Annotated in this window: 8 protein-coding genes; 3 read left to right on the top strand and 5 right to left on the bottom strand. The window is 66.2% G+C overall.

The window, feature by feature from the left end; all coding sequences use genetic code 11:
• Window positions 1-468 (top strand): hypothetical protein (locus AC3AYF_RS15500; protein ID WP_487779958.1); only part of this gene is annotated, 468 nt, incomplete at its 5' end.
• Between the two features lie 33 nt (window positions 469-501).
• The gene (locus tag AC3AYF_RS15495) at window positions 502-1,389 is read left to right on the top strand and encodes an NAD(P)-dependent oxidoreductase (protein WP_295040598.1); all 888 of its coding nucleotides are present in this window, start codon (window positions 502-504) and stop codon (window positions 1,387-1,389) included.
• Between the two features lie 64 nt (window positions 1,390-1,453).
• On the opposite strand, the gene argC is transcribed toward AC3AYF_RS15495, so the two are convergent.
• The 5 genes from argC to tmpA all read right to left on the bottom strand — a co-directional run bounded on the left by argC (window position 1,454) and on the right by tmpA (window position 6,665).
• Window positions 1,454-2,473, bottom strand: coding sequence for an N-acetyl-gamma-glutamyl-phosphate reductase (gene argC / locus AC3AYF_RS15490; protein ID WP_487779957.1), 1,020 nt, complete (start codon window positions 2,471-2,473; stop codon window positions 1,454-1,456).
• 62 nt (window positions 2,474-2,535) lie between these two features.
• The gene (locus AC3AYF_RS15485; protein ID WP_295040593.1) at window positions 2,536-3,786 is read right to left on the bottom strand and encodes a pyridoxal phosphate-dependent aminotransferase; all 1,251 of its coding nucleotides are present in this window, start codon (window positions 3,784-3,786) and stop codon (window positions 2,536-2,538) included.
• Between the two features lie 160 nt (window positions 3,787-3,946).
• Entirely contained in the window at window positions 3,947-4,903 is a 957-nt protein-coding gene (locus AC3AYF_RS15480) for an ABC transporter substrate-binding protein (RefSeq protein ID WP_295040591.1), read from the bottom strand.
• 56 nt (window positions 4,904-4,959) lie between these two features.
• Window positions 4,960-5,538, bottom strand: a complete 579-nt coding sequence (locus AC3AYF_RS15475; protein WP_487779956.1) for an HD domain-containing protein — start codon at window positions 5,536-5,538, stop codon at window positions 4,960-4,962.
• Window positions 5,535-6,665 carry a 2-trimethylaminoethylphosphonate dioxygenase gene (gene tmpA, locus AC3AYF_RS15470; RefSeq protein WP_295040587.1) on the bottom strand — a complete coding sequence of 377 codons (1,131 nt, stop codon included), beginning with the start codon at window positions 6,663-6,665 and terminating at the stop codon, window positions 5,535-5,537. Before tmpA ends, AC3AYF_RS15475 begins: the two co-directional genes overlap by 4 nt.
• 95 nt (window positions 6,666-6,760) lie before the next feature.
• Here tmpA and AC3AYF_RS15465 point away from each other — a divergent pair, with 95 nt between their 5' ends.
• On the top strand, window positions 6,761-7,780 hold the full coding sequence (locus AC3AYF_RS15465; protein ID WP_295040585.1) for a GlxA family transcriptional regulator: 1,020 nt from the start codon (window positions 6,761-6,763) through the stop codon (window positions 7,778-7,780).
• Window positions 7,781-7,818 lie beyond the last annotated feature (38 nt).

The raw sequence follows: 7,818 nt of genomic DNA, 5'->3' as shown, positions 1-7,818 counted from the left end.
GCCAGTCCGCTGGCGGCCTCGCTCGTCATGCTGTGGCGGGGGCGACGCTGGATCACCCGACGCTGGCCGCTGGGGATCTTCGCCGCGCTCGGCGTGCTGGGGCTGGTCGGCTTCCTGGCGATGGAGGGGTGGCCCGCCCTGATCGCGCTGGTGGTTTCCGGTTTCGGCATCACCCTCGAACTCACCCTGATCATGGCCCTGCCGCCTTGCCTGGAACGCGGCGAGGCGGTGGCCTCGCTGACCGCCGGCATGTCTTTCGTCGGCTACTCCCTGGCCTTCGTCATGCCGATGTTCGGTGGCTGGATGGCGGAAGCCTTCGACCGTGCGAGCCTGTCGCTATGGCCGATGCTGGTCTTCGCGGCATTGAGGCTGGTCGCCGGCTACCGGATGCCGATGACGGCACGCGGGGATGACGAAACGGCAGTGAAACGGCCCCCTGCGCTTGAACAACGGCGGTGTCGTCTATAGTTAGGAGCCTACACTTTATCGAGGATGCTGCTGATGTCCGATTCCCGCTCCGTCGCCGTGCTGGGCCTGGGTGCCATGGGCCACGCTTTTGCCGTTAACCTGCTGGAGGCCGGCTTCGATGTCAGCGTCTGGAACCGCTCGCCCGGCAAGGCGGATGACCTGGTCGCCGGTGGCGCCAGACTCGCCGACTCCGCCGTCGATGCCGTCGTCGATGCCCAGGCGGTCATCGTCATGCTGCCGGACCTGGCAGTAACCCGTGATGTGCTGCTGGGCGATCGCGGGGCGCTGGCGACGATGGCGAGAGGCGCCCTGCTGGTTAAGATGGGCACGCTGGGCGTGGCCGAAACCGATCGACTGATCGCCGAAGTCGGTGAATCACGGGACGATATCGTCTTCATCGATGCCCCGGTTTCCGGCACCAAGGCCCCGGCCGAGCAGGGCGCGGTGGTCGTACTGGCCAGCGGCGACAGGGATCGCGCGGCAGGCGTCGTCGAGCCGATCTTCGACGTGCTGGGCAAACAGACCCACTGGCTGGGGCAGGCCGGACGGGGCGCGCGGATGAAGGTCGTCATCAACGCCTGGCTGATCTCGATGATGCAGGGGATTGCAGAGACCGCCCATCTCGCCGACGCGCTCGGCGTCGCGGGCGACGAGCTGTGGCAGATACTCGAGGGTGGCCCGCTGGCCACGCCCTACATGAAGCTCAAGCTGGACACGATCGCCGGCGGCGATTTCGATCCGCAGATGGCGCTGCAGTGGGGGCTGAAGGACGCGGGGCTCGCGCTGGAGGCGGGGGACGACAAGGCGCTGCCGTCACTGTCCCAGATCCGCAACCTCTGGTTCGATGCGGTCGACGCCGGCCATGGCGAGCAGGATATCGCGGCGATCCACGCCTATCTGGATCGCTATCGTCGCCGATAGCGGCTGCCGAACCTGCCGGGCCGGGCCGGGCTTGGCGGCGGCCCCGACCTCGGCAGGCGAGGCGTCAGACGCCGAGGCCCGTCATCTCGTCCACCCCCAGATGCACGTTCATGTTCTGCACGGCGGAGCCCGCAGCACCCTTGCCGAGGTTGTCGAGTCGCGATACCAGGCAGACGCGCTCGTCGTTGCCGAACACGAACAGGTCGACGCGGTTGGTCTCGTTGGCGCCCTGGACGTCGAAGAAGCCGTTGTCCAGATTGTCGAGTGCCTCGACCGGCCGCACCCGGACGAACGGCGCGTCGGCGTAGTGCGCGCGATAGGCGCCGAGCAACTCCTCCGCGCCCACGCCCTCCGCCAGGTGCGAGAGCTGCAGCGGTACGCTGACCATCAACCCCTTCAGGAACGGGCCGACGATCGGTGAGAACACCGGCGGCTGCGCCAGGCGGCCATGCTGCTGCATCTCCGGCAGATGCTTGTGGCCGAGCGCCATGGCGTAGGGGCGTGGCGCAGCCAGGCGGTCGTCACTGTCGTTCTGGTACTCGGCGATCATCGCCTTGCCGCCACCGCTGTAGCCGGTCAGCGAGAACGCGGAGAGCGGATAGTCTGCCGGCAGCAGTCCGGCGTCCACCAGCGGTCGAACCAGCAGGATGAAGGCGCTGGCGTGACAGCCGACGTTGGCGATGCGCTTGCTGGCGCGAATCCGGTCGCGCTGGCCCTCGTCGAGCTCCGGCAGCCCGTAGACCCAGCTCGGATCGGTGCGAAACGCCGTGCTGGCATCGATCAGGCAGGTATTCGGGTTCTCGACCATCGCCGCGGCTTCGCGGGAGGCCGCATCCGGCAGGCACAGAAAGGCGACATCGGCGGCGTTGAGCAGGCGCGCTCGCTCGGCCGGATCCTTGCGCTTGTCGCTGTCGATGCGCAGCAGCTCGATATCGTCGCGAGCCCGGAGATAGTCGAACAGTCGCAAGCCGGTGGTGCCTTCCTGGCCGTCGACGTAGACCTTGAAAGAGCCCTTCGAAGAGTTTTTGAAAGAGCCCTCTGAAAAGTCCTCGAAAGCGCGTTGGGATGAGTCCGGAGATGCCATGGGCGTTGTCCTGCCGTTGATCTTTGACGACGTCGTGATCGCGGTATTGTGCGGATTCGGGGTCAGCTTGTCATGCCGTCGAGCGGCCGGGCCGCCAGTCGGGACTCGCCCTGGCACTCCTGGGCGCAACGCTCGATTCGCCGGCACGCTTCGCGCAGGCGCTCGGCATCCACGGTCAGGCTCAGTCGCACGAACCCCGCGGCAGAGGCGCCGAAGGCCTCGCCTGCGAGTACCGATACGCCATGCTCGTCGAGCAGACGATCGGCGAAGGCGTGGGTACTGAGTCCTGTCGCGCGAATGTCGATCATCATGAACATCCCGGCGGCTGGCGGCAGCGTGGCGACGGTCTCGCTTTCGCGCAGGGTCTCGACCACCGCATCGCGGCGCTGGCGGTAGGTCTCGCGCATCGTGTCCAGTGCTGCCGGCGGTGCGTCGAAAGCCGCGATGGCCGCGTCCTGGATGAACGGCTGGCAGCCGTAGAGCATGCACAGGGCGAGGTTGACCAGATGGGTCATCAGCGGCCGCGGGCCCACCACCCAGCCCAGCCGCCAGCCGGTCATGGCGTGGGATTTCGACAGGCTGCTGATCACCACGGTGCGCTCGCGCATGCCGGGCAGGCTGTCGGGGCTGAGGTGCTCGCCGTCGAAGATCAGGTCGGCGTAGACGGCATCGACGATCAGCCACAGATCGTGATCGCGGCAGAGCGTGGCGATCGATTCCCACATCGCCGGCGTCAGGCACTGGCCGGTGGGGTTGTGGGGGCTGTTGATCAGGATCGCCTTGGTGCGCGAGGTGATCGCCGCCTCGATGTCGGCCGGGCGGGGCTGGAAGCCTTCGTCGGCCGGCAGTGGCACCCATACCGGCACCGCGCCGGTGGACTGCACCACCGCTTCGTAGGTGACGTAGGCCGGTTCGGGAATGATCACCTCGTCGCCGGGATCGAGCAGGCACTGTGCCGTGGCGTAGAGACCGCATTGCGCGCCAGCGAGCACGGCGACGTGTTCCGCGCTCGTCTCGGGCTGGCCGCCATGGGCGCGATGAAAGGCCGCGATGCGTTCGCGCAAGGCCTGCTTGCCCTGCACGTCGGCGTAGTGGGTCACGCCGCGACGCAGACTGTCGACGGCGGCGTCGACGATGGAGGGCGGGGTGTCGAAATCGGGATCGCCCACCGAGAGGATGATGACATCCTCGCCACGGGCCTGGCGCGCCTTGGCGCGAAAGTGAATGTTCCAGGCGCTGGCGCCTTCGCCGGCGATGCGCCGGGTCAGTTGGGCATAGCGGGGAGACGAGTGGTGTGGGTCGGCTGAACGCATGACAGTCCCGTGGTGGCGAGTCGCGGAGTGGAAGCAAGCTGATAGTGACAGACTAACGATTCCGCGTTCCCACGAACAGCCGCCGGGCGGGGAGTGCCTGCTCGGCGGCTGTTCTCCATTCCGGTCAGGTCCGAAGGCTGGAAGCGGGCTGGCGGAAAGGTTACTGCAGACTTGCCTTCACGGCGTCGAGCGCCGGTCGGCCATCGCGGGTGGTAATGCCGTCGAGGAACTCGGCGACGCGGTCGGGATGATCCTGCAACCATTGCCGGGCGACGTCTTTGGCCGAGCGCTCCTGGCGGCCGTAGCCGTCGATGAATTCGCTCTGCTCGTTGGCGGTCAGCGTGAACTGCTCGAGCAGTGCGAGCAGGTTGGGGTTGGCCTCGGCGAATGCCTTGTTGACGATGGTGCGCACGTCGCTCTTGCCGTTGTCCGGGCCGTAGACCGACGCCGGATCGTCGAGAATGCGCATGTCATAGGCCGGCGCCATCCAGTGCGGTGTCCAGCCGTACCAGACGATCCAGCGCTTGTCGTTGAAGGCGGCGTCGACCTCCGACAGCATGCCCGGCGTCGAGGAGTCGAGAATCTGCCAGTCGCCCAGGCCGTAGACATCCTGGTCCTGCGCGTCATGGATGAACGTGCTGACCGTCGAGCCGTTTTCGATCGAGTAGAAACGGCCATCGAACCGGTCGCGATACGCATCCAGGTCCTCGGCGCTGTGGACGCCGGCATCGTAGACGTAACCCGGCACCGCGAAGCCCATCCGTGCACCGGTGACGTTGTTGCCGAGATCCTCGATCTTGCCGCTGGCCATCGCCTCGTCGTGGCTCTCCTGCTGGGCCGGGAGCCAGCCGGCCAGGAACACATCGCTGTCGCCGGTCTGAAGCGTTCGATAGCCGACCGTGCTGCTGACCTCCTGGCTCTCGCTGTCATAGCCGAGCGGTGCGATCAACTGGCTGAAGACTTCGGTCTTGACGGTGACGCCGGGCCAGGGCGGAACGACGAAATTGACGCTGTCGGCCCGATCCTGCGGTGGGCTCTGGGCGAGAGCCGACATCGATACGGTCATCAGCGATAGCGGCAGCAGCGTGGCGGCCACGAGTGCGGTGCGCGGTGTCATGGTGACTCCTGGTTATTGTGGGAGTGATGGGCGTTGCGGTCGGCGAGCGCGTGGGCTCAGCCGCTCGCAACGCTGGGCAGGCCCTCGCCTTCGAACGGCGGACGTGCCAGAACGCGCTCGAGTAGTGGACGGAAGTGCTCGAGGGGAAGCGTGTCGTAGTCGGGGTCGAACGAGGTCTGATCCCATTCGTCGCAGAAACGAACCGTACGTTCGTAGCCGGGATGGCCGCGATAGTCGTCGCGAACGTGACGATCCAGACCGTAGAAGTGGCGGTAATGATAGCCCTGGAACAGCTCATGGTGGCGAATCATCCACACATTCAACGGATCGACGAACGGTTCGAGAATGGCGGCGGCGATCTCGGCGTGATTGTCCGGTGCCAGATCGTCGCCGATATCGTGAAGCAGGGCGCAGACGATGGTTTCGTCATCGGCCCCGACGCGCTCGGCGCGAGTCGCCGTCTGCAGGCAGTGGGTGTAGCGATCGACCGGATAGCCGTGCGTGTCACCTTCGAGGCGCACCAGATGCGTGATGACGCGCTCGACGACGCCTTTACGATAGTCGCGAAAGTGGGCGTCGATCTCACGCCAGTCATCCGCCTGGCTATGGTCGAACCGGGTAAAAGTGGCGCTCATGCGGACTCCTGGCGCGAGTGGGGGGAGACACCGGTCCGGCGACGTAACGTCAGGCGCCGGCTTGCGGTGGTGTCGCGATCGACGTAACCCTGGCGCAGATGGCGAATGCCCCGGTCGAGGCGGAAGGCGGTGCGCCCGTGGAGCAGACGGTAGTTGTCCATGATCAGCATCTCGCCCGGTGCCAGCTTGGGTGTCAGCGTCAGTTCCGGCGCGGTGATCAGTGCGAAGAACGCGCGCCGGGCAGCGTAGTAGCGCTCCAGCTGCTCGGGCGGTAACGCCGGGATGCGCTCGGTACGATTGTTGTAGCGCACCCGGACTACCTCGCCGCGAGGGTCGAGTTCGATCAGCGGACCCTCGCTTTCCAGGTGGGCGTCATCGTCCACGTAGCGGAACCGTGTCGAGGTGCGGGTCAGGCAGTCGAAAGCGTCGGGGGCGTCCCGGCGCAGGCGCTCCGCGGCCATGAAGCCGTCCGTCAGCGTGCTGTCACCGCCGCTGTCGGCGTTGCTCAGGCAGTGCAGCCAGATATAGCCGGGTATCGGGTCGCGGTAGGGGTTGTCGGTGTGCGGTTCGAGTCCGCGCTGCGTCATGGTCAGATCAAAGGCATCGTTGATCGACTTGACGTCGGCGATGGCGCCCCAGTTGGTCCGGCGCAGCGGCCCCAGGCGTTCCACCAGCGGCAGCATGCCATCGAGCGTCAGCGGCACGCCGCTGACCTTGACGAAGCCGTAGCGCTCGAGCGCCTCGAGCATCTCCGACAGGGCGTCGTCGCATTCCAGCGCAGGGGTGAAATCGGCGCTCGGTAGCTCCAACAGTGACGCATCCCAGTGCTCATGGCCGGCGCCGGCATGCGCCTCCGGATGCAAGTCACGCAAGGCGAAACGGGCGCGATGCCCGTCGCTGAACGTCAAGTCGACCGTCTCGCCGTCGCAGTCTGCGCCGGCCAGCGCCAGCTCCAGCGGCAGGGCGGCAGCCTCGATCAGCCGCTGGCCGGTGCGGGGATCGAGAGTTTGCGCATCGGGGGAGCGCTCGCGTAGCCACAGCGCATGGAAGCGCGTTTCCCGATTGCCCTCGACCACTCTCAGTTGACGGGCGTCGGTACCGGGAATGATCTCGACGAAAACGTCCATGGCGACATCTCTCGGTGGGTCAGTGTCCTGATACCCTAGGAGGTGTCGCGTCGAGACAATTGATATTTTTGGCCGTATCAAAGATTCTTTTCGCCATGTCCGATCATCCTACGCCGGAATGGCTCTATCCCCGCCCCGACCTGCCGCCCGTTCTGTCGCCTGAAGAGGCGGATGTCACGGTCAATCTCTGGTTGCTGCCAAAGTTCTCGATGCTGACGCTCTACTGTCTGCTCGAGCCGCTGCGCGTCGCCAATCGATTCGGGCGCTCGCTGTTCGCGTGGCGGCTGTTTTCCAACGATGGCCGGCCGGTGACCGCCAGTAACGGCGTGACCGTCGATGTCGATGCGGCGCTGGGGCGAACGCCGATCTTCGACAACCTGTTCGTGGTGGCGTCTTACGAGGCCGAAGCGACGGTGGCCTCGTCGCATTGGGCGGCGTTGCGACAGGTGGCGGCCCATGGCGGTTTGCTCGCGGCGCTGGAGACGGGGGCGTTCATTCTGGCTCGGGCCGGGTTGCTGGACGGCTTCGAAGTGGCCCTTCACTGGGAGAGCGCACCGGCCTTCGCGGAAGAGTTCCCCGAGCTCGCCCTGAGCGACGCCCGCTACCGGTTCGATCGCCAGCGTCTGACGGGCGGTGGCGGCGCGGCCAGTCTCGATCTGATGATGGCTTTCATCGAGCGGGAGCACGGGACCAATCTGGTCGCGGCACTAAGCCGTCAACTGGTGCACTCGCGTCTGGATCCTCGCATCCAGAGTGATATCGAGGGGCGGGCCGGCTCGGAGTATCTCCCCCGGAGCGTGCGTCGGGCGGAGGCGATCATGGAGGCCCATCTGGCGCAGCCGCTGACGATCCCGGATATCTGTCGCCGTGTCGGCCAGTCCCAGCGCCAGCTCAACCGGCTCTTCCAGGGTTATCGTGGCGAAACGGCGAAAGGCCGCTATCTGTCGCTGCGACTCGATCGGGCCCGGCAGATTCTCGCCGATAGTCGAACCAGCGTGACTCAGGCAGCACTGGCGGCAGGATTCGCTCAGCCAGCGCATTTTTCCCGGGTCTATCGGGCACGGTTCGGCGAGTCGCCGCGAACCACGGCACAGCGGGGCAGAGGAGCGTCGTGAAGCGTCAATTTCATGGCGCCTTATAACAACCTGCGGGG

The organism is Salinicola sp. (genome assembly GCF_982684285.1).
The sequence above is the reverse complement of the archived record's forward strand: the minus strand, read 5'-3'. Positions and strand labels throughout refer to the sequence as shown.

What these genes read in the sequence shown, in the direction of transcription:
- AC3AYF_RS15495 (WP_295040598.1), top strand. Translation starts at nt 502, where the DNA reads ATGTCCGATTCCCGCTCCGTCGCCGTGCTGGGCCTGGGTGCCATGGGC.
- argC (WP_487779957.1), bottom strand. Translation starts at nt 2,473, where the DNA reads ATGGCATCTCCGGACTCATCCCAACGCGCTTTCGAGGACTTTTCAGAG.
- AC3AYF_RS15485 (WP_295040593.1), bottom strand. Translation starts at nt 3,786, where the DNA reads ATGCGTTCAGCCGACCCACACCACTCGTCTCCCCGCTATGCCCAACTG.
- AC3AYF_RS15480 (WP_295040591.1), bottom strand. Translation starts at nt 4,903, where the DNA reads ATGACACCGCGCACCGCACTCGTGGCCGCCACGCTGCTGCCGCTATCG.
- AC3AYF_RS15475 (WP_487779956.1), bottom strand. Translation starts at nt 5,538, where the DNA reads ATGAGCGCCACTTTTACCCGGTTCGACCATAGCCAGGCGGATGACTGG.
- tmpA (WP_295040587.1), bottom strand. Translation starts at nt 6,665, where the DNA reads ATGGACGTTTTCGTCGAGATCATTCCCGGTACCGACGCCCGTCAACTG.
- AC3AYF_RS15465 (WP_295040585.1), top strand. Translation starts at nt 6,761, where the DNA reads ATGTCCGATCATCCTACGCCGGAATGGCTCTATCCCCGCCCCGACCTG.